Source organism: Streptococcus oralis subsp. tigurinus (assembly GCF_002356415.1).
GTDB classification, from domain to species: Bacteria; Bacillota; Bacilli; order Lactobacillales; family Streptococcaceae; genus Streptococcus; species Streptococcus oralis_F.
The window spans coordinates 1073844-1093404 of record NZ_AP018338.1 but is presented as its reverse complement, the minus strand read 5'-3'; the positions used below and the strand labels follow the sequence as shown (position 1 = coordinate 1093404).

Here is a 19561-nt window from a genome sequence, read left to right as displayed (position 1 = left end):
AGGAAGAAACATGGCATTTGAAAGTTTAACAGAACGTTTGCAAAACGTCTTTAAAAATCTACGTAAAAAAGGAAAAATCTCTGAATCTGATGTCCAAGAGGCAACCAAAGAAATTCGCTTGGCCTTGCTTGAGGCCGACGTTGCCTTGCCCGTTGTAAAGGACTTTATCAAGAAAGTTCGTGAGCGTGCAGTCGGGCATGAGGTCATTGATACCCTTAATCCCGCGCAACAGATTATCAAAATCGTTGATGAGGAACTGACAACCGTTTTAGGTTCTGATACGGCAGAGATTATCAAGTCTCCTAAAATTCCGACGATTATCATGATGGTCGGTTTGCAGGGGGCTGGTAAAACAACCTTTGCTGGTAAATTGGCCAACAAACTCAAGAAGGAAGAAAATGCCCGTCCTTTGATGATTGCGGCGGATATTTATCGTCCTGCTGCTATTGATCAGCTTAAGACCTTGGGACAACAGATTGATGTGCCTGTCTTCGCTCTTGGGACAGAGGTTCCAGCTGTGGAGATTGTTCGTCAAGGTTTGGAACAAGCCCAAGCTAATCATAATGACTATGTCTTGATTGATACGGCAGGTCGTTTGCAGATTGATGAACTTTTGATGAATGAGCTTCGTGACGTGAAAGCACTAGCTCAACCAAATGAAATTCTGCTCGTCGTTGATGCCATGATTGGTCAAGAAGCGGCCAATGTTGCGCGTGAGTTTAATGCTCAGTTGGAAGTGACTGGGGTTATCCTTACCAAGATTGATGGTGATACTCGTGGTGGTGCGGCTCTATCTGTTCGTCACATCACTGGAAAACCAATCAAGTTCACTGGTACAGGTGAAAAGATTACGGACATTGAAACCTTCCACCCAGACCGCATGTCAAGTCGTATTCTTGGTATGGGGGATATGCTGACCTTGATTGAGAAAGCTTCTCAGGAATACGATGAGCAAAAAGCCCTTGAAATGGCTGAGAAGATGCGCGAAAACACCTTTGATTTCAATGATTTCATCGATCAATTGGATCAGGTGCAAAATATGGGGCCAATGGAAGACTTGCTCAAGATGATCCCAGGTATGGCTAACAATCCAGCCCTTCAAAATATGAAGGTGGATGAGCGCCAGATTGCGCGCAAACGTGCCATTGTGTCTTCCATGACACCTGAGGAGCGTGAAAATCCTGATTTGTTAAATCCAAGTCGTCGCCGTCGTATCGCTGCAGGTTCTGGAAATACCTTTGTCGAAGTCAATAAATTCATCAAAGACTTTAACCAGGCCAAACAGCTCATGCAAGGTGTCATGTCTGGAGATATGAACAAGATGATGAAGCAGATGGGAATCAATCCAAATAACCTTCCAAAAAATATGCCAAATATGGGAGGGATGGATATGTCTGCCCTCGAAGGCATGATGGGACAAGGTGGAATGCCCGATATGTCGGGGCTCGGAGGCGCAGGCATGCCAGATATGAGCCAGATGTTTGGTGGAGGTCTCAAAGGTAAAATCGGTGAATTTGCCATGAAACAGTCTATGAAACGTATGGCCAACAAAATGAAAAAAGCGAAGAAGAAACGTAAATAAAAAAGGAAAGCAGAAGCGCTTACCTAAAAAAGAACTCTGAATCTGATTCAGAGTTCTTTTGTGTTTGATTGGTTTATTCCCACTCTACAGTTGCGGGTGGTTTACTTGTAATGTCGTAGACGATACGGTTAACGTGGTTTACTTCGTTTACGATACGGACAGAAATCTTTTGAAGAACTTCCCAAGGGATCTTGGCAAAATCAGCTGTCATACCATCGATAGAAGTAATGGCACGAATGGCGATTGTGTAGTCGTAAGTACGACCATCACCCATAACACCGACTGAACGAACACCTGTATTAACTGTGAAGTATTGCCAAATATCACGGTCCAGACCAGCTTTAGCGATTTCCTCACGAAGAATAGCGTCTGACTCACGAACAGTTTCTAGTTTCTCTTCAGTGATTTCACCCATGACACGGATAGCAAGCCCTGGTCCTGGGAATGGTTGGCGCCATACGATGTGGTCTGGCATACCAAGCTCTGTACCAAGGGCACGAACTTCGTCTTTATAAAGAGTGTTCAATGGTTCAATCAATTCAAACTGCATGTCTTCTGGAAGACCACCAACGTTGTGGTGTGACTTGATGGTTTGGGCTGTATCTGTACCAGACTCAATCACGTCAGTGTAAAGCGTTCCCTGAGCAAGGAATTTTACATCTTTTAGCTTGCTTGCTTCGTCATCAAAGACATAAACAAATTCGTTACCAATGATTTTCCGTTTTTGCTCAGGATCAGAAACGCCAGCAAGTTTATCAAGGAAGCGTTTTGAAGCATCGGCTTTGACAATATTCAAACCAAACTTACCACCAAGCATGTCCATAACTTGGTCAGCCTCTCCCTTACGGAGAAGACCGTGATCTACAAAGATACAGATTAATTGATCGCCGATTGCTTTCTGGAGAAGAACGCCAACGACAGAAGAGTCAACACCACCAGATAGACCGAGAAGGACACGTTTGTCTCCAACAGTTTCACGGATTTTTTGAATCTGCATCTCGATGAAGTTGTCCATTGACCAGTCACCCTTAGCTTTACAGATGTTAAGGGCAAAGTTGCGAAGGATATCATTCCCGTATACAGAATGGCGAACTTCTGGGTGGAATTGGATACCGTAGATGTGTTTGTCTGGATTTTCAATAGCTGCATAAGGACAGTCAGCGGAAGTTCCTATACGGACAAAGTCAGCAGGAATTTCAGTAACTGCATCACCATGGCTCATCAAAACAATCTGTTCTTCAGGAGTCCCTTCAAAGAGGGCAGAAGTGGTATGGGTAAGTGGTGATTGGCCATACTCGCGGTTACCAGCATCACCTGCCGGTACAACTTTTCCTCCAAGTTTATGAGTTAAAAGTTGCATACCATAGCAGATTCCCAAAATTGGAATACCAAGTTCAAAAATTTCTGGATCAATATCAAATGAACCCTCTTCGTAAACAGAATTTGGCCCACCTGAGAGAATGATTCCTACAGGGTTAATGGCACGAACCTCTGCTGCTGAAATTTTATGGCTTTTTAGCTCAGAAAAAACACCAATTTCACGGATACGGCGTGAAATAAGCTGGTTGTATTGGCTTCCATAGTCCAGTACGATGATTTTTTCGACATCTTGCAAATCAGTTGAAATGTTGCTCATCTTTTTCCTTTCTCAAAAGAAATATCTTTTTCAATATTTTATCACAAATGAGAGCGAATTACCAACTAAACAAGGCAAAGTTTGACTTTTCCTAATTAAATACGGTACAATAGAGAAAATAAAGAAAAGAAGTGAAAAGCATGTTACCAGCTTATATGAAAATCCACGATCAGATAAAAAAAGATATCGACGAGCATCGTTGGATGATAGGAGAAAGGCTTCCTAGTGAACGGGATCTTGCAGACCAGTTTCAAGTTAGCCGGATGACATTACGCCAGGCTATCTCTCTCTTGGTTGAGGAGGGAGTTTTGGAGCGTCGTGTAGGAAGCGGAACCTTTGTTTCTAGTACTCGAGTTCAAGAAAAAATGCGGGGCACCACTAGTTTTACGGAGATTGTCAAAGCTCAAGGAAAAGTTCCTTCTAGTCAGCTGATTTCTTATAGGAGAACCATTCCCAACGAGCAGGAAGTGGCAAAACTTGGGATTTCACCAACTGATAATATCATTCGTATGGAACGGGTGCGTTACGCTGACCAAGTTCCGCTAGTCTATGAAGTCGCATCCATTCCTGAGAAATTCATTAAGGATTTCAAAAAAGAAGAAATCACCAGTCACTTCTTTCAAACCTTGCAGCAACATGGCTACCGTATTGGCAAATCCCAACAGACCATTTATGCGAGATTGGCTAAGGAAAAAATTGCTCACTATCTGGAAGTTGAAAAGGGGCATGCCATTTTAGCTTTGACTCAGGTTTCTTATCTTGAAGATGGGACAGCTTTCGAATATGTAAAGAGTCAATACGTGGGCGAACGCTTTGAATTTTATCTTGAAAATAACTAGTTTAGAAAGGCTAGTTTTTTGTTTTTTAAAAGATTAGAATTGTCAAAACAATCTGTCTAGGCTTGATTTTATCCTTTATTTACTATAAAATGAGAAGGAAAAACGTCAAACTTTTATATTGCAAATAGGAGAAAAAATGACAAAAACATTAAAACGTCCTGAGGTTTTATCGCCTGCAGGGACTTTAGAGAAACTAAAAGTGGCTGTTCGGTATGGAGCTGATGCTGTTTTTATAGGTGGACAGGCTTATGGTCTTCGTAGCCGTGCAGGAAACTTCACCTTTGAACAGATGGAAGAAGGTGTGCAATTCGCTGCCAAGTATGGTGCCAAGGTCTATGTAGCTGCCAACATGGTTATGCACGAAGGAAATGAAGCTGGGTCTGGTGAGTGGTTCCGTAAGTTGCGTGACATTGGTATTGCGGCAGTTATCGTGTCAGATCCGGCCTTGATTATGATTGCAGCAACAGAAGCACCAGGTCTTGAAATCCACCTCTCTACCCAAGCCAGTGCGACGAACTATGAAACGCTAGAGTTCTGGAAAGAACTGGGCTTGACTCGTGTCGTTTTGGCGCGTGAAGTTTCAATGGAAGAATTGGCAGAGATTCGCAAACGCACAGACGTAGAGATTGAAGCCTTTGTCCATGGAGCCATGTGTATTTCTTACTCAGGTCGCTGTACGCTTTCAAACCACATGAGTATGCGTGACGCCAACCGTGGTGGTTGTTCGCAGTCTTGCCGTTGGAAATACGACCTTTACGACATGCCTTTTGGTCAAGAACGCAAGAGTCTTAAAGGTGAAATTCCTGAAGAATTTTCGATGTCAGCCGTTGACATGTCCATGATTGACCATATTCCAGATATGATTGAAAATGGTGTGGATAGTCTAAAAATTGAAGGTCGTATGAAGTCAATCCACTATGTTTCAACTGTAACCAACTGTTACAAGGCGGCTGTGGATGCTTACCTTGAAAGCCCAGAAAAATTTGAAGCTATTAAACAAGACCTGGTAGATGAGATGTGGAAGGTTGCCCAACGTGAATTGGCAACAGGTTTCTACTATAGTACACCTACAGAAAATGAACAGTTGTTTGGTGCACGTCGTAAAATCCCTGAATACAAGTTTGTCGCTGAAGTGGTTGCGTACGATGATACGACTCAAACGGCAACCATTCGTCAACGGAATGTCATCAACGAAGGCGACCAAGTGGAGTTTTATGGACCAGGTTTACGTCATTTTGAAACCTATATCGAGGATCTTCACGATGCCAAGGGAAATAAAATCGATCGCGCTCCAAATCCAATGGAACTCTTGACAATCAAGGTTCCGCAACCTGTACAAGCTGGGGATATGGTACGTGCTCTGAAAGAAGGGCTTATCAACCTCTATAAGGAAGACGGGACAAGTGTCACAGTTCGTGCTTAGATAAGGAAAAGGGAATGATTCAAGCTCAAGGTTTATTGGTAGATGATGAAAGCAGATGTGTTCATTATCATAGTGAAAGGGATATTGTTTCACTCCAGTGTTATGAATGCAAGAAATATTACGCATGCTATCAGTGTCACAATGCTCTGGAAACACATGTATTTTCTCCCTACCCCTTGGCGCTTTCTGAGGATCAACCGATTTTATGTGGGGCCTGTAAAAGGACAATGACTTTTCAAGAATATCAAGAACAGATAGCTTGTCCTTATTGTAGCGCTCCATTTAATCCAGGGTGTAAACAACACTATTCCTACCATTTCAAATAAAATGAATCTATCCAAGTTCTAAACTTAGATTTTTCAATTTATTTCGGAAAATATAGAAAAAGTGGAAACACATTTCATCATAAAATGAGAAACTTATCTATACAGTGGTATAAAAATAGCAAAAATAGAAATAAATCATCTGAAACGCTTCCAACGTAAGTAAAAAGTTGACAAAAACAAATTTTAGGACTAAACTAAGTAAGTAAATTTTAAATAAAAGGAGAATTCATCATGAATTTAACATTTTTCGGTCTATGTCTTGCCTGTATGGGTGTATCTCTTGCAGAAGGATTTTTGATGAACGGTTTGTTCAAGTCTGCAGCACGCCAACCAGACATCATCCCACAATTGCGTAGTTTGATGATCATGGGGATTGCCTTTATCGAAGGAACATTCTTTGTAACCTTGGCGATGTCATTTGTCATTAAATAGACAACTCTATTTAGAAATGGAGGTGTCAAACCATGGAAGAAAGTTTGAATCCAACCGTTAATATTGGACCAATATCCTTTGATTTGACCCTGCTTGCCATGTCTCTTGTAACTGTTTTGATGGTTTTTGCCTTTGTCTACTGGGCAAGTCGTAAAATGACCATCCGTCCAAAGGGCAAACAAAATGCTCTTGAGATGATTTACGACTTTGTGATTGGTTTTACCAAACCAAACATTGGAGAATCATACATCAAGGATTATTCCTTATTTCTGTTTTCTCTATTTCTGTTTATCTTGGTTGCCAATAATATCGGCTTAATGGCAAAAGTACAAACAACAAACGGTTATAACTTGTGGACTTCCCCAACAGCCAACCTTGGATACGATTTATCCCTATCATTCTTGATCACTTTGATCGCCCATGTAGAAGGAGTTCGTCGTAGAGGCGTTAAAGAATATTTGAGAGCATTTGTTACACCTGGCTTTATGACTCCGATGAACATTTTAGAAGAGTTCACCAATTTTGCTTCCTTGGCGATTCGGATCTACGGAAATATTTTTGCCGGTGAGGTCTTAGCTGGATTGCTATTAGCCTTGTCACAAAATGCTTTGTATTGGTATCCTTTTGCCTTTATCGCAAACATGTTATGGACAGCCTTTTCAATTTTCATTTCATGTATTCAGGCTTATGTATTTACCATGTTGTCATCTATGTACATTGGTAAAAAAATAAATGAAGGGGAAGAGTAAGTAGAGGAGGATTAGAAGATGGATTTAACTATTAGTACCATTATCGGTGACTTTATTCTTATCGCTGGTTCCTTCCTTTTATTGATCTTTTTAGTGAAAAAATATGCTTGGGGAAATATTTCCAGCATCTTGGATGAACGTGCTGAAAAGATTTCTTCAGATATTGATGGTGCCGAGGAAGCCCGTAAAAAGGCTGAGGAACTAGCTAACAAACGTGAAGCTGAGTTAGCAGGTAGCCGTACCGAAGCTAAAACGATTATCGAGAATGCAAAGGGAACTGCTGAGAAAAGTAAAGCCGATATTTTAGCCGAAGCTAAACTTGAAGCAGGGCGCTTAAAAGAAAAAGCCAACCAAGAAATTGCTCAAAATAAAGCTGATGCTTTACAAAGTGTTAAGGGCGAGGTGGCAGATTTGACAGTTAGTCTAGCTGGGAAAATCATCTCACAAAACCTTGACAGTCATGCCCATAAGGAACTCATTGATCAGTATATCGATCAGCTAGGAGAAGCCTAATGGACAAGAAGACAGCAAAGGTAATTGAAAAATACAGCATGCCTTTTGTCCAATTAGTGATTGAAAAAGGAGAAGAGGACCGGATTTTTTCAGACTTGGATCAAATCAAGCAAGTCGCAGAAGAAACGGGCTTACCTTCTTTTTTAGCTCAGGTGGCAGTTGATGAGTCTGATAAGGAAAAAACAGTTGGTTTCTTTCAAGACTCTGTCTCACCTTTAATGCAAAACTTTATTCAAGTTCTGGTTTACAATCACAGAGCAAATCTTTTTTATGAAGTAATTGCAGATTGTTTGAATCGCCTTGAAAAAGAGACCAATCGTTTTGTAGTAACTATTTCTTCAGCCCATCCTTTAACAGATGAACAGAAGGAACGTCTGCTCCCATTGATAGAGAAAAAAATGTCTCTGAAAGTGCGGAGCGTCAAAGAACAAATTGATGAAGGACTCATTGGTGGTTTTGTCATTTTTGCTAATCACAAGACAATTGATGTGAGTATTAAACAACAACTTCGAGTTGTTAAAGAAAATTTGAAATAGAAAGTGGTGTTCTTTTGGCAATTAACGCACAAGAAATCAGCGCTTTAATTAAGCAACAAATTGAAAATTTCAAACCCAATTTTGATGTATCTGAAACAGGTGTTGTAACCTATATCGGGGACGGAATTGCGCGTGCTCACGGCCTTGAAAATGCCATGAGTGGAGAGCTGTTGATTTTTGAAAATGGCTCTTATGGGATGGCGCAAAACTTGGAGTCAACAGACGTTGGGATTATCATCCTAGGTGACTTTACAGATATTCGTGAAGGCGATACCATTCGTCGTACAGGTAAAATCATGGAAGTTCCTGTTGGTGAGAGCCTTATTGGACGTGTTGTGGATCCACTTGGTCGTCCAGTTGACGGTCTTGGAGAAATCCATACTGATAAGTCTCGTCCAGTAGAAGCGTCGGCTCCTGGTGTTATGCAACGTAAGTCTGTATCAGAACCATTGCAAACAGGTTTGAAAGCTATTGATGCCCTTGTTCCGATTGGTCGTGGTCAACGTGAGTTGATTATCGGTGACCGTCAGACAGGGAAAACAACCATCGCTATTGATGCTATTTTGAACCAAAAAGGTCAAGATATGATCTGTATCTATGTAGCGATTGGACAAAAAGAGTCAACTGTTCGTACGCAAGTTGAAACACTTCGTCAGTACGGTGCCTTGGACTACACAATCGTTGTGACAGCTTCTGCTTCACAACCTTCTCCATTGCTCTTCCTAGCTCCTTATGCTGGGGTTGCCATGGCAGAAGAGTTTATGTACCAAGGGAAGCATGTTTTGATCGTTTATGATGATCTTTCAAAACAAGCGGTCGCTTATCGTGAACTTTCTCTCTTGCTTCGTCGTCCACCAGGTCGTGAAGCCTTCCCAGGGGATGTTTTCTACCTCCACAGCCGTTTGCTTGAGCGCTCAGCTAAAGTTTCTGATGAACTTGGTGGTGGTTCAATCACAGCTCTACCATTTATCGAGACACAAGCAGGAGATATCTCTGCTTATATCGCAACCAACGTGATTTCAATCACAGATGGTCAAATCTTCCTCGGTGATGGTCTCTTCAATGCGGGTATTCGTCCAGCCATCGATGCGGGTTCATCTGTATCCCGTGTAGGTGGTTCTGCACAAATCAAAGCCATGAAAAAGGTTGCTGGTACACTTCGTATCGACCTTGCTTCATACCGTGAGTTGGAAGCCTTCACTAAGTTTGGTTCTGACTTGGATGCAGCAACACAGGCTAAGTTGAACCGTGGACGTCGTACTGTAGAAGTATTGAAACAACCTGTTCATAAACCACTACCTGTTGAGAAACAAGTAACCATTCTCTATGCTTTGACACATGGTTTCTTGGATACGATTCCTGTAGATGACATTGTTCGTTTTGAGGAAGAGTTTCATGATTTCTTTGATGCACAACATCCAGAGATTTTGGAAACTATTCGTGAAACAAAAGACTTGCCAGAAGAAGCAGTCTTGGATGCTGCGATTACAGAGTTTCTCAAACAATCCAGCTTCCAATAAGAATAGAGGTGTCAGATGGCAGTATCTCTAAATGATATTAAAACAAAAATCGCCTCAACAAAAAATACTAGTCAAATCACTAATGCCATGCAAATGGTATCGGCTGCTAAACTAGGTCGCTCTGAAGAAGCAGCGCGCAACTTCCAAGTTTACGCTCAGAAAGTTCGTAAGCTTTTGACGGATATTCTGCATGGTAACGGATCTGGTGGTTCAACCAATCCGATGCTCATCAGTCGCCCAGTTAAGAAAACAGGCTATATCGTTATCACTTCAGACCGTGGCTTGGTTGGAGGTTATAATGCTTCCATCCTTAAAGCCGTTATGGAGTTGAAAGATGAATACCATCCAGATGGTAAAGGTTTTGAGATCATCTGTATCGGTGGGATGGGAGCTGATTTCTTTAAGGCTCGTGGTATTCAGCCAATCTATGAACTACGTGGCTTGGCAGATCAACCTAGTTTTGATGAAGTTCGTAAAATTATTTCAAAAACGATTGAAATGTATCAAAACGAACTTTTTGATGAATTATACGTCTGCTACAATCATCATGTCAATACTCTCACAAGTCAAATGCGTGTAGAACAAATGCTTCCAATCGTTGACTTAGATCCAAATGAAGCGGATGAAGAGTATAGCTTGACATTTGAGTTGGAAACGAGTCGTGATGAGATTCTAGAGCAGTTGTTACCTCAGTTTGCAGAAAGTATGATATACGGGGCTATCATTGATGCCAAGACAGCTGAGAATGCTGCAGGTATGACAGCCATGCAAACGGCGACTGATAATGCCAAGAAAGTCATCAATGATTTGACAATCCAGTATAACCGTGCCAGACAGGCGGCGATTACACAAGAAATTACAGAAATTGTAGCGGGGGCTAGTGCCTTAGAATAAGGCTTTGCCTCCCTCATATCAAAATGAACTTAGGCCCTAGTTGAACTAGGAACCGACAGTATCTTATATAGAATAGGAGAAGGAGATGAGTTCAGGTAAAATTGCTCAGGTTATTGGACCCGTTGTCGACGTCTTGTTCGCAGCAGGGGAAACACTTCCTGAGATTAATAATGCACTTGTCGTCTACAAAAATGACGAAAGAAAAACAAAAATCGTCCTTGAAGTAGCCTTGGAGTTAGGTGATGGTATGGTTCGTACCATCGCCATGGAATCAACAGATGGTTTGACTCGTGGTATGGAAGTTTTGGACACAGGCCGTCCAATCTCCGTGCCAGTAGGTAAAGAAACTTTGGGACGTGTCTTCAACGTTTTGGGAGATACCATTGACTTGGATGCTCCTTTCGCTGAAGACGCTGAGCGTCAGCCAATTCATAAGAAAGCTCCAACTTTTGATGAATTGTCTACCTCATCTGAAATCTTGGAAACAGGGATCAAGGTTATCGACCTTCTTGCCCCTTACCTTAAAGGTGGGAAAGTTGGACTCTTCGGTGGTGCCGGAGTTGGTAAAACTGTCTTGATCCAAGAATTGATTCACAACATTGCCCAAGAACACGGTGGTATTTCAGTATTTACTGGTGTTGGGGAACGTACTCGTGAAGGGAACGACCTTTACTGGGAAATGAAAGAATCAGGCGTTATCGAGAAAACAGCCATGGTATTTGGCCAGATGAATGAACCACCTGGAGCACGTATGCGTGTTGCCCTTACTGGTTTGACAATTGCTGAATACTTCCGTGATGTAGAAGGCCAAGATGTGCTTCTCTTTATCGATAATATCTTCCGTTTCACTCAAGCTGGTTCAGAAGTATCTGCCCTTTTGGGTCGTATGCCTTCAGCCGTTGGTTACCAACCAACACTTGCTACAGAAATGGGTCAATTGCAAGAACGTATCACATCAACCAAGAAGGGTTCTGTAACCTCTATCCAGGCTATCTATGTGCCAGCGGATGACTATACTGACCCAGCGCCAGCAACAGCCTTCGCTCACTTGGATTCAACAACAAACTTGGAACGTAAGTTGGTACAGTTGGGTATCTACCCAGCCGTTGATCCACTGGCTTCAAGCTCTCGTGCCTTGGCACCTGAGATTGTTGGTGAGGAGCACTATGCAGTTGCTGCTGAGGTCAAACGTGTCCTTCAACGTTACCATGAATTGCAAGATATCATTGCTATCCTTGGTATGGATGAACTCTCTGATGAAGAAAAGACTTTGGTTGCACGTGCCCGTCGTATCCAGTTCTTCTTGTCTCAAAACTTTAACGTTGCCGAACAATTTACTGGCCAACCTGGTTCTTATGTACCAGTAGCGGAAACAGTTCGCGGCTTTAAGGAAATCCTTGAAGGAAAACATGACCATCTACCAGAAGATGCCTTCCGTGGTGTCGGTTCAATCGAAGATGTGATTGCAAAAGCTGAGAAAATGGGATTTTAAGAGGTGATCTATGGCTCATTTAACTGTCCAGATCGTGACACCAGATGGCCTCGTCTATGATCACCATGCCAGCTTTGTATCGGTACGAACTCTGGATGGTGAGATGGGGATCTTGCCACGACATGAAAATATGATTGCGGTTTTAGCGGTTGATGAAGTAAAGGTAAAACGAATCGATGATGATACTCATGTGAACTGGATTGCAGTGAACGGAGGGATTATCGAGATTGCCAATGACATCATTACTATTGTAGCGGACTCAGCAGAACGTGCTCGTGATATCGATATTAGCCGTGCCCAACGTGCTAAACTTCGTGCTGAACGTGAGATTGAAGAAGCACAAGATAAACACTTGATTGACCAAGAACGGCGAGCTAAGGTTGCTTTGCAACGTGCCATTAACCGTATCAATGTCGGAAATAAACTATAAAATAAAAATAAACTTGCTTAAGCAAGTTTATTTTTATTTTACATTAATGTTTAAATGTGATGCAAACGGCTTCGGGAACTCGGAAATCGTTAGAAAGCTCAGCTAATCGACCAGTTTTAGGATTACGTTTAAAGACGGTTGCATTATCTGAGTCTTGGTGAACTGCAATTAGAAATTCTTGGTCAGGAGTTAGGTCGAAATCACGTGGTGTTTTACCATGACTTGGAACGATCTCTAATAATTCCAAACTACCATCAGCTAGGATGCTAAATACTGCAATGGAATCATGACCTCGGTTGGATGCATAGAGGTATTTACCGTCTTTTGAAAGACGAATGGCAGCAGTAGCATTAAATCCCTCATATCCATCTGGCAAAGTCGAAATGACTTGCATGCGTTCAAATTCACCAACACCATCGTAAATCAAGACTTCAATGGTACTGTTGAGTTCACAGATGAGGTAGGCAATCTTATAATGATGATGGAAAACGATGTGGCGAGCACCTGCTCCAGCTTGGCTGTGATAAGTGTAGAGTTTACTTAGTTTTCCTTCTGGGCTAACATCGTAGGTCGTTACTTCATCCGTTCCTAGATCACATGTGACGAGATATTGGTCAGGTGTTAGATCCGTAAAGTGTATATGTGGGGAAGATTGGTTTTCATGAGGACCTTGTCCGCTATGCTGATCTAGATCTGTTTGGATGAGGCTACCATCCGATTGACGTTTATAAACTAGAACTTGACCTTTATGATAGTTGGCCCCATAAACGAGACCACGTTTTTCATCTACTGCCACATAACAATGAGGAGCGCCTTCTTCCACTACATGATTTAACAAAGTGCCATCTGCCTTGTAAGCAGCGATTCCACCCAAACCATCCTGACTCCCTACGGTGTATAAGTGTTGCTGTTGGTCAAAGGCAAGGTAGGTCGGACTTGGTTCAGCAGCAAAGAGTTCAAGATTTGCAAGCTGGCCTGTTTCTGTATTAAAATCAGCTTTGTAAATCCCTTTAGATAAGCGACGAGTGTAAGTTCCAAAATAAACAGTTTCTTTCATGTCCATACCTCTTAATAATGATAAATTTATTATACCACAAAATGAAATTCTTAACTGACTTTCATCATTTTTTGAAAATTACAGAAAACATCTTAGGAAGATTTATTTAGTTTTTACCTTGCTTTCAAAAATCAAAGTGATATAATAATCATATATTTGATTTAAAGGAGTGTCTTATGAAAAAACGTATTTTTCTAACGGCTGCAGTAGCAGTGTTGTCATCAGCACTACTAGCAGCTTGTTCGTCTGGTGGTAAAAATGCCAACCAACCTGTGACTTATACTTATGTCTTCTCATCGGATCCTGCAACTTTGGACTATACAGTTTCTGGAAATTCCAGTACCAAACAGGTGACTGGGAATGTCATCGATGGTTTGCTTGAGAATGACCAATATGGAAATCTTGTGCCCTCTGTAGCAGAGGACTGGAGTGTTTCTAAAGATGGTTTGACTTACACCTATAAAATCCGGAAAGGGATTAAGTGGTACACTAATGAAGGCGAAGAATATGGTGAAGTAAAGGCTCAGGATTTCGTGACAGGTTTGAAACATGCTGTCGCTAAGAAATCACAAGCCCTCTATCTCGTACAGGATTCAATCAAAGGGTTGGATGATTATATTAACGGAAAAACAAATGATTTTTCTACTGTTGGAATTAAGGCGACAGATGATTATACTCTTGTTTATACGCTTAATAATCCTGAATCTTTCTGGAATTCCAAGACAACGATGGGTGTTTTAGCACCAATCAATGAAGACTTTTTAGCCTCTAAGGGGGATGATTTTGGTAAACCTACTGATGTTACAAGTATTCTATACAATGGTCCTTACCTTCTGAAAGGTCTCACATCGAAATCTTCAATCGAGATGACAAAAAACCAAAACTATTGGGATAAAGGAAATGTCTTCATTGATGATATAAAATTGACCTTCTTTGATGGTCAAGATGCAGACTCTCTTGGTCGTGGTTTTGATGAAGGCCACTACCCAGCAGCTCCCCTCTTTAAGAATTCTGCAAACTATGAGCGATTCAAAGAAAAATACAAAGACAACATTGTGTATGGTCAACAAAGAGGAGGTAGCTACTACATTTCAACTAATATTGACCGTGTAGCCTATAACCATACTTCTAAAACAACGGACGAAGAAAAGACATCTACTAAGAAAGCTTTGTTGAACAAAGATTTCCGCCAAGCCTTGGCTTTTGGAGCAGATCGTAAGGCTGCTGTCTCTCAAGTATTTGGTGATGAAGTTGCCCCTCGTAAATTACGTACTAGCTTTACACCTCCAACATTTGTTCAAATTGGGGATCAATCTTTTGGTCAAGTAACAAAAACAGAACTTGACAAGTTGGATACTGCTTGGAGCGATGTTAGCTTAGATGATGCACAAGATTCACTTCATAATGTAGAGAAAGCTAAAACTAAACTTGAAGCGGCTAAGAAAACTCTTCAAGCCGACGGTGTTCAGTTCCCTATTCATTTGGACTTGCCAGTATCCTCTACTCAAACAGATTTTGTACGTCAAGCTCAATCGTATAAACAATCAATAGAGGAAGCTCTTGGAGCTGAAAATGTAGTGGTTGATATCCAACAAGTTTCTGATGATGAATTGGGAAGTATGACCGTTCTTGCAACTTCAAAAGACAATATCGACTGGGATATCAATCCAAACAGTGGATGGAGCCCAGACTATGCAGATCCATCAACCTATCTTGATGCATTTGATCCAACATCTGGACCAACTCTTCTTGGAGCACTTGGTATTGCACCAGGATCAGATAGTTCAGCCATTAAGGCAGTAGGATTGGATAAATACAAAGAATTACTTGATGATGCTAACAGTGAGAAAACAGATCTCGAAAAACGCTATTCAAAATATGCTAAAGCTCAAGCATGGTTGACAGACAGTGCTTTGATCATCCCTGTTAACTCTGATGGTGCCCAAATGCTTGTTACAAAGAAAGTTCCAGGAACAGGAGCAGATGGTTGGGTCGGCGATAAAACAGGCGAAAACAGTTATAAATATCTGAAGATTCAAGATAAGATTGTGACAAGTAAAGAAATGGAAGAATTCCGCAAGAAATTTGCTGAAGAAAAAGCAAAATCAAACGAAGAATACCAAAAACAACTATCAAGTCATATTAAAGATTAAATAAATCTCCTCAATTTGATTTGCACCCTAAAAGTTAGACAGAAAAATCTAACTTTTGGGGTGCAGTTCAATAGAGGAGATTTTTCTTTTTGTCTATTCATGTAAGCACTTTAAAAAAGAGTTATTTTAGTCTAAAAATGGTATAATGAGAGGATGACAGAAAGGATGTATTTATGGAACATAAAGAGAAACATTTTAGCCTATCTTGGTTCTTCAAGTGGTTTTTGGATAATAAAGCCATCACTGTATTTTTAGTAACCTTGTTACTGGGGCTAAACATTTTTATTCTAAGTAAGATTAGTTTTATCTTTTTACCAGTTTTGGATTTTCTAGGAGTTGTCATGTTGCCAGTTATTTTATCTGGTTTACTTTATTACCTCCTCAATCCGATTGTGGACTGGATGGAGAAGCACAAGATCAATCGTGTCCTTGCCATTAGTATTGTTTTTGTTATTATTGGACTCTTTATCATTTGGGGGCTGGCAGTCGCAATTCCTAATCTGCAACGTCAAGTCTTAAATTTTGCGAAGAATGTGCCGACATACCTGGAAGATGCTGATAAGGTGATCAATGACCTTGTAACCAAACGCTTGCCAGATGATTTTAGACCACAGTTGGAGCAGGTTCTTTCCAATGTTTCTAGTGAGGCGACCATGTGGGCCAGCAAAATCTCTTCTCAAGCTGTTAACTGGGTTAGCGCCTTTATCAGTAGCGTTTCCCAGGTCATTGTTGCGGTTATTATCGTACCCTTCATGCTCTTTTATCTTTTGAGAGATGGGAAAGGCTTGCGAGATTACCTGACTAAATTCATCCCAAACAAGTTAAAAGAACCTGTCGGACAAGTTTTGTCAGATGTTAATAAACAGTTGTCAAACTATGTTAGAGGGCAGGTTACAGTTGCTATTATCGTGGCAATTATGTTTATTATCTTCTTTAAGATTATTGGTCTCAGATATGCTGTGACTATAGGGATCACGGCTGGTATCCTTAATCTAGTACCTTATCTAGGTAGTTTTCTAGCGATGTTGCCTGCTTTGGTTTTGGGCTTGATAGCAGGACCTGTGATGCTTTTGAAAGTAATTATTGTCTTTATTGTTGAACAAACGATTGAAGGTCGCTTCGTTTCTCCGCTTATTTTAGGTAGTCAGTTAAACATCCATCCGATAAATGTCCTATTTGTTCTCCTAACTTCAGGTTCTATGTTTGGTATTTGGGGAGTCTTGCTGGGAATTCCTGTCTATGCTTCTGCCAAGGTCGTTATCTCAGCTATCTTTAACTGGTATAAAAAAGTCAGCGGTCTGTATGAAGAAGAAGGGGAGGAAATCAAGAGTGAACAATAGTCAACGCATGCTCCAGGCTTTGGATGAACAGGATTTAACCAAAGCGGATCAGTATTTTCACAAAGCCCTCGAAACAGATTCAAGTGAAGTTCTCTATGAACTAGCAAGCTATCTAGAGGGAATTGGCTTTTATCCTCAAGCAAAAGAAATTTACCAACATATCGTTTCAGAATTTCCAGAAGTGAATCTGAATTTAGCAAGCATTACTAGTGAGGATGGCAATGTTGAGGAAGCCTTTGCTTACCTTGAGGAAATCACACCCGAAAGTGACTGGTACGTGTCGGCTTTGGCCTTGAAGGCTGACCTCTATCAGTTGGAAGGATTGACAGATGTAGCGCGTGAAAAGTTACTGGAAGCCTTAAATTACTCAGATGATGCCTTATTAGTTTTTGGTTTGGCTGAGTTGGATAGCGAGTTAGGGAATTATCAGGAAGCTATTCAGGGCTATGCTCAATTAGACAATCGCTCCATCTATGAGCAAACGGGTGTCTCAACCTATCAACGAATTGGTTACGCTTATGCCCAGTTAGGCAAGTTTGAAGCCGCAACTGAATTCTTAGAAAAAGCTTTAGAATTGGAATACGATGACCAAACTGCCTTTGAACTGGCTAGCCTTTACTTTGACCAAGAAGAGTATCAAAAATCTGTTCTTTACTTTAAGCAAATTGATACCATTTCACCTGATTTTGAAGGATATGAATATGGTTATAGTCAAGCATTGCACAAGGAACATCAGGTGGAAGAGGCCCTTCGTATCGTTAAACAAGGTTTGGAGAAAAATCCATTTGAAACTCGGCTCTTACTGGCTGCTTCTCAGTTTTCGTATGAATTGCATGATCCTAGTGGTGCTGAGCAGTTTCTCCTTACTGCAAAAGAAGATGCAGAGGATACAGAAGAAATTTTCCTTCGCCTTGCAACGATTTATATGGAACAAGAGCGGTACGAAGATATCATCGCTCTCCAAAGTCAAGAACCAGAAAACCTCCTGACCAAGTGGATGATTGCCCGTTCTTATCAGGAAATCGAGGATTTAGATAAGGCGTATGAACTCTATCAACAACTATCGCTTGATCTCAAGGATAATCCTGAATTTCTGGAGCAGTATACTTATCTTTTGCGTGAATTGGGGTATTTTGAAGAAGCCAAAGTACAAGCTGAAGCTTATTTAAAACTCGTTCCAGATGATGTTCAAATGCAAGAACTCTTAGAAACACTTTAAAAGTTATCTCTCTAAAAGAACGTATCCGTCAATTTGGCAGATACGTTTTTTTGAAAAATAGAATTTTTTTACAAAAAGACTTGCTAAATTGTTTATTTATGCTATAATAGGAACAATAATTTTTAGGAGGTGCAGTATGTCTTATATGTTTGAGATATTACCAAGTTTATTGAACGGTGCAAGTATGACTCTTCAAGTCTTTGCTCTGGTCTTGATATTTTCAATTCCTTTAGGTATTGTCGTTGCCTTTGCTTTACAAGTCCGCTGGAAACCCCTCCATTATCTGATTGACCTTTATATTTGGGTGATGCGAGGGACTCCCTTGCTCTTGCAATTAATCTTTATTTACTATGTTCTCCCTAGCATTGGGATACGTTTAGATCGTTTGCCTGCTGCTGTGATCGCTTTTGTATTGAACTATGCAGCCTACTTTGCTGAAATCTTTCGTGGTGGGATTGAAACCATTCCTAAAGGTCAATATGAGGCTGCTAAGGTCTTGAAGTTTAGTCCATTTGACACAGTGCGCTATATTATTTTGCCTCAGGTTACAAAGATTGTCTTACCGAGCGTCTTTAATGAAATTATGAGTTTGGTCAAGGATACTTCATTGGTTTATGCCCTTGGGATTTCAGATTTGATTTTGGCAAGTCGGACAGCAGCCAATCGAGATGCCAGTCTTGTTCCTATGTTTTTAGCTGGAGCGATTTATTTGATTATGATTGGTCTTGTAACCATTGTAGCGAAAAAACTTGAGAAGAAGTACAGTTATTACAGATAGGAGGATTGCTATGTTAGAATTACGAAATATTAACAAGGCCTTTGGTGGCAAACAAATCTTAACCAATTTCAGCCTATCAATTCCTGAAAAGCAAATCCTTGCAATCGTAGGTCCATCAGGAAGCGGCAAGACAACCCTATTACGTATGCTAGCTGGACTGGAAACCATCGATTCGGGGGAAATCTACTATAACGGCGAAGCGCTAGCTATAGACGAACTAGAAAAGCGCAATCTTCTGGGATTTGTTTTCCAAGATTTTCAACTCTTTCCGCATTTGTCAGTTCTAGATAACTTAACTCTGTCGCCTATAAAAACAATGAGCATGGAGAAGGAAGTTGCTGAGAAGAAGGCGCGTGGTTTGATAGAACAGCTTGGGTTAGCAGGACATGCAGATGCCTTTCCTTTCTCACTTTCAGGTGGGCAAAAACAACGGGTGGCCTTAGCACGCGCCATGATGATAAACCCAGAAATTATTGGATATGATGAGCCTACATCAGCCTTAGACCCAGAATTGCGATTAGAAGTAGAAAAACTTATCCTTCAAAATAAAGAGCGTGGGATGACCCAGATTGTTGTGACCCACGATCTTCAGTTTGCGGAAAACATTGCTGATCAGATCCTTAAGGTTGATCCAAAGTAGGA

At 41.0% G+C, this 19561-nt stretch carries 19 protein-coding genes; 17 read left to right on the top strand and 2 right to left on the bottom strand.

Going from position 1 to position 19561, the window contains the following annotated elements; all coding sequences use genetic code 11:
* Window positions 1–10 precede the first annotated feature (10 nt).
* Entirely contained in the window at window positions 11–1582 is a 1572-nt protein-coding gene (gene ffh / locus STO1_RS05535) for a signal recognition particle protein (protein WP_000863639.1), read from the top strand.
* A gap of 73 nt (window positions 1583–1655) precedes the next feature.
* Here the strand turns inward: ffh and guaA are convergent, their stop codons facing one another.
* Window positions 1656–3218, bottom strand: a complete 1563-nt coding sequence (guaA, locus tag STO1_RS05530) for a glutamine-hydrolyzing GMP synthase (protein WP_096422346.1) — start codon at window positions 3216–3218, stop codon at window positions 1656–1658.
* Between the two features lie 140 nt (window positions 3219–3358).
* Here guaA and STO1_RS05525 point away from each other — a divergent pair, with 140 nt between their 5' ends.
* The 11 genes from STO1_RS05525 to STO1_RS05475 all read left to right on the top strand — a co-directional run bounded on the left by STO1_RS05525 (window position 3359) and on the right by STO1_RS05475 (window position 12372).
* Window positions 3359–4057, top strand: coding sequence for a GntR family transcriptional regulator (locus STO1_RS05525; RefSeq protein ID WP_096422344.1), 699 nt, complete (start codon window positions 3359–3361; stop codon window positions 4055–4057).
* A gap of 136 nt (window positions 4058–4193) precedes the next feature.
* On the top strand, window positions 4194–5480 hold the full coding sequence (locus STO1_RS05520) for a peptidase U32 family protein (protein ID WP_096422342.1): 1287 nt from the start codon (window positions 4194–4196) through the stop codon (window positions 5478–5480).
* A gap of 14 nt (window positions 5481–5494) precedes the next feature.
* A complete protein-coding gene (locus tag STO1_RS05515; RefSeq protein ID WP_081730795.1) occupies window positions 5495–5806 on the top strand; it encodes a CHY zinc finger protein in 312 nt (103 codons plus the stop codon).
* Between the two features lie 231 nt (window positions 5807–6037).
* Entirely contained in the window at window positions 6038–6238 is a 201-nt protein-coding gene (locus tag STO1_RS05510) for a F0F1 ATP synthase subunit C (protein WP_001054551.1), read from the top strand.
* 32 nt (window positions 6239–6270) lie between these two features.
* Window positions 6271–6987: a F0F1 ATP synthase subunit A gene (gene atpB, locus STO1_RS05505; protein WP_000392938.1), complete on the top strand. Its 717-nt coding sequence runs from the start codon at window positions 6271–6273 to the stop codon at window positions 6985–6987.
* Between the two features lie 18 nt (window positions 6988–7005).
* On the top strand, window positions 7006–7500 hold the full coding sequence (gene atpF, locus STO1_RS05500; RefSeq protein WP_033584140.1) for a F0F1 ATP synthase subunit B: 495 nt from the start codon (window positions 7006–7008) through the stop codon (window positions 7498–7500).
* A complete protein-coding gene (locus STO1_RS05495) occupies window positions 7500–8036 on the top strand; it encodes a F0F1 ATP synthase subunit delta (RefSeq protein ID WP_033584142.1) in 537 nt (178 codons plus the stop codon). Before atpF ends, STO1_RS05495 begins: the two co-directional genes overlap by 1 nt.
* 14 nt (window positions 8037–8050) lie before the next feature.
* The gene (gene atpA / locus STO1_RS05490; protein ID WP_033584144.1) at window positions 8051–9556 is read left to right on the top strand and encodes a F0F1 ATP synthase subunit alpha; all 1506 of its coding nucleotides are present in this window, start codon (window positions 8051–8053) and stop codon (window positions 9554–9556) included.
* Window positions 9557–9571: 15 nt separating this feature from the next.
* Window positions 9572–10450, top strand: a complete 879-nt coding sequence (locus STO1_RS05485) for a F0F1 ATP synthase subunit gamma (RefSeq protein WP_000301227.1) — start codon at window positions 9572–9574, stop codon at window positions 10448–10450.
* An 85-nt stretch (window positions 10451–10535) separates the two neighbouring features.
* Window positions 10536–11942, top strand: coding sequence for a F0F1 ATP synthase subunit beta (gene atpD, locus STO1_RS05480; RefSeq protein ID WP_000094371.1), 1407 nt, complete (start codon window positions 10536–10538; stop codon window positions 11940–11942).
* A 10-nt stretch (window positions 11943–11952) separates the two neighbouring features.
* On the top strand, window positions 11953–12372 hold the full coding sequence (locus STO1_RS05475) for a F0F1 ATP synthase subunit epsilon (protein ID WP_000940837.1): 420 nt from the start codon (window positions 11953–11955) through the stop codon (window positions 12370–12372).
* 43 nt (window positions 12373–12415) lie between these two features.
* Here STO1_RS05475 and STO1_RS05470 read toward each other — a convergent pair whose 3' ends face one another.
* Window positions 12416–13429 carry a lactonase family protein gene (locus STO1_RS05470; protein WP_096422340.1) on the bottom strand — a complete coding sequence of 338 codons (1014 nt, stop codon included), beginning with the start codon at window positions 13427–13429 and terminating at the stop codon, window positions 12416–12418.
* A gap of 176 nt (window positions 13430–13605) precedes the next feature.
* On the opposite strand from STO1_RS05470, the gene STO1_RS05465 reads away from it, so the two are divergent.
* The 5 genes from STO1_RS05465 (at window position 13606) to STO1_RS05445 (ending at window position 19559) form a co-directional block, all read left to right on the top strand.
* Window positions 13606–15582, top strand: a complete 1977-nt coding sequence (locus STO1_RS05465) for a peptide ABC transporter substrate-binding protein (RefSeq protein ID WP_033584148.1) — start codon at window positions 13606–13608, stop codon at window positions 15580–15582.
* Window positions 15583–15755: 173 nt separating this feature from the next.
* Window positions 15756–16922 carry an AI-2E family transporter gene (locus STO1_RS05460; RefSeq protein WP_096422338.1) on the top strand — a complete coding sequence of 389 codons (1167 nt, stop codon included), beginning with the start codon at window positions 15756–15758 and terminating at the stop codon, window positions 16920–16922.
* The gene (locus STO1_RS05455) at window positions 16912–18141 is read left to right on the top strand and encodes a tetratricopeptide repeat protein (RefSeq protein WP_172843642.1); all 1230 of its coding nucleotides are present in this window, start codon (window positions 16912–16914) and stop codon (window positions 18139–18141) included. The genes STO1_RS05460 and STO1_RS05455 overlap by 11 nt, the downstream gene beginning before the upstream one ends.
* A 136-nt stretch (window positions 18142–18277) precedes the next feature.
* The gene (locus tag STO1_RS05450; protein WP_000121156.1) at window positions 18278–18919 is read left to right on the top strand and encodes an amino acid ABC transporter permease; all 642 of its coding nucleotides are present in this window, start codon (window positions 18278–18280) and stop codon (window positions 18917–18919) included.
* 10 nt (window positions 18920–18929) lie between these two features.
* On the top strand, window positions 18930–19559 hold the full coding sequence (locus STO1_RS05445) for an amino acid ABC transporter ATP-binding protein (RefSeq protein ID WP_096422336.1): 630 nt from the start codon (window positions 18930–18932) through the stop codon (window positions 19557–19559).
* Window positions 19560–19561: the final 2 nt, after the last annotated feature.

Excerpts from the sequence above, each read along its gene's own strand:
- ffh (WP_000863639.1), top strand. The coding sequence starts at position 11 with ATGGCATTTGAAAGTTTAACAGAACGTTTGCAAAACGTCTTTAAAAAT.
- guaA (WP_096422346.1), bottom strand. The coding sequence starts at position 3,218 with ATGAGCAACATTTCAACTGATTTGCAAGATGTCGAAAAAATCATCGTA.
- STO1_RS05525 (WP_096422344.1), top strand. The coding sequence starts at position 3,359 with ATGTTACCAGCTTATATGAAAATCCACGATCAGATAAAAAAAGATATC.
- STO1_RS05520 (WP_096422342.1), top strand. The coding sequence starts at position 4,194 with ATGACAAAAACATTAAAACGTCCTGAGGTTTTATCGCCTGCAGGGACT.
- STO1_RS05515 (WP_081730795.1), top strand. The coding sequence starts at position 5,495 with ATGATTCAAGCTCAAGGTTTATTGGTAGATGATGAAAGCAGATGTGTT.
- STO1_RS05510 (WP_001054551.1), top strand. The coding sequence starts at position 6,038 with ATGAATTTAACATTTTTCGGTCTATGTCTTGCCTGTATGGGTGTATCT.
- atpB (WP_000392938.1), top strand. The coding sequence starts at position 6,271 with ATGGAAGAAAGTTTGAATCCAACCGTTAATATTGGACCAATATCCTTT.
- atpF (WP_033584140.1), top strand. The coding sequence starts at position 7,006 with ATGGATTTAACTATTAGTACCATTATCGGTGACTTTATTCTTATCGCT.
- STO1_RS05495 (WP_033584142.1), top strand. The coding sequence starts at position 7,500 with ATGGACAAGAAGACAGCAAAGGTAATTGAAAAATACAGCATGCCTTTT.
- STO1_RS05485 (WP_000301227.1), top strand. The coding sequence starts at position 9,572 with ATGGCAGTATCTCTAAATGATATTAAAACAAAAATCGCCTCAACAAAA.
- atpD (WP_000094371.1), top strand. The coding sequence starts at position 10,536 with ATGAGTTCAGGTAAAATTGCTCAGGTTATTGGACCCGTTGTCGACGTC.
- STO1_RS05475 (WP_000940837.1), top strand. The coding sequence starts at position 11,953 with ATGGCTCATTTAACTGTCCAGATCGTGACACCAGATGGCCTCGTCTAT.
- STO1_RS05470 (WP_096422340.1), bottom strand. The coding sequence starts at position 13,429 with ATGAAAGAAACTGTTTATTTTGGAACTTACACTCGTCGCTTATCTAAA.
- STO1_RS05465 (WP_033584148.1), top strand. The coding sequence starts at position 13,606 with ATGAAAAAACGTATTTTTCTAACGGCTGCAGTAGCAGTGTTGTCATCA.
- STO1_RS05460 (WP_096422338.1), top strand. The coding sequence starts at position 15,756 with ATGGAACATAAAGAGAAACATTTTAGCCTATCTTGGTTCTTCAAGTGG.
- STO1_RS05450 (WP_000121156.1), top strand. The coding sequence starts at position 18,278 with ATGTCTTATATGTTTGAGATATTACCAAGTTTATTGAACGGTGCAAGT.
- STO1_RS05445 (WP_096422336.1), top strand. The coding sequence starts at position 18,930 with ATGTTAGAATTACGAAATATTAACAAGGCCTTTGGTGGCAAACAAATC.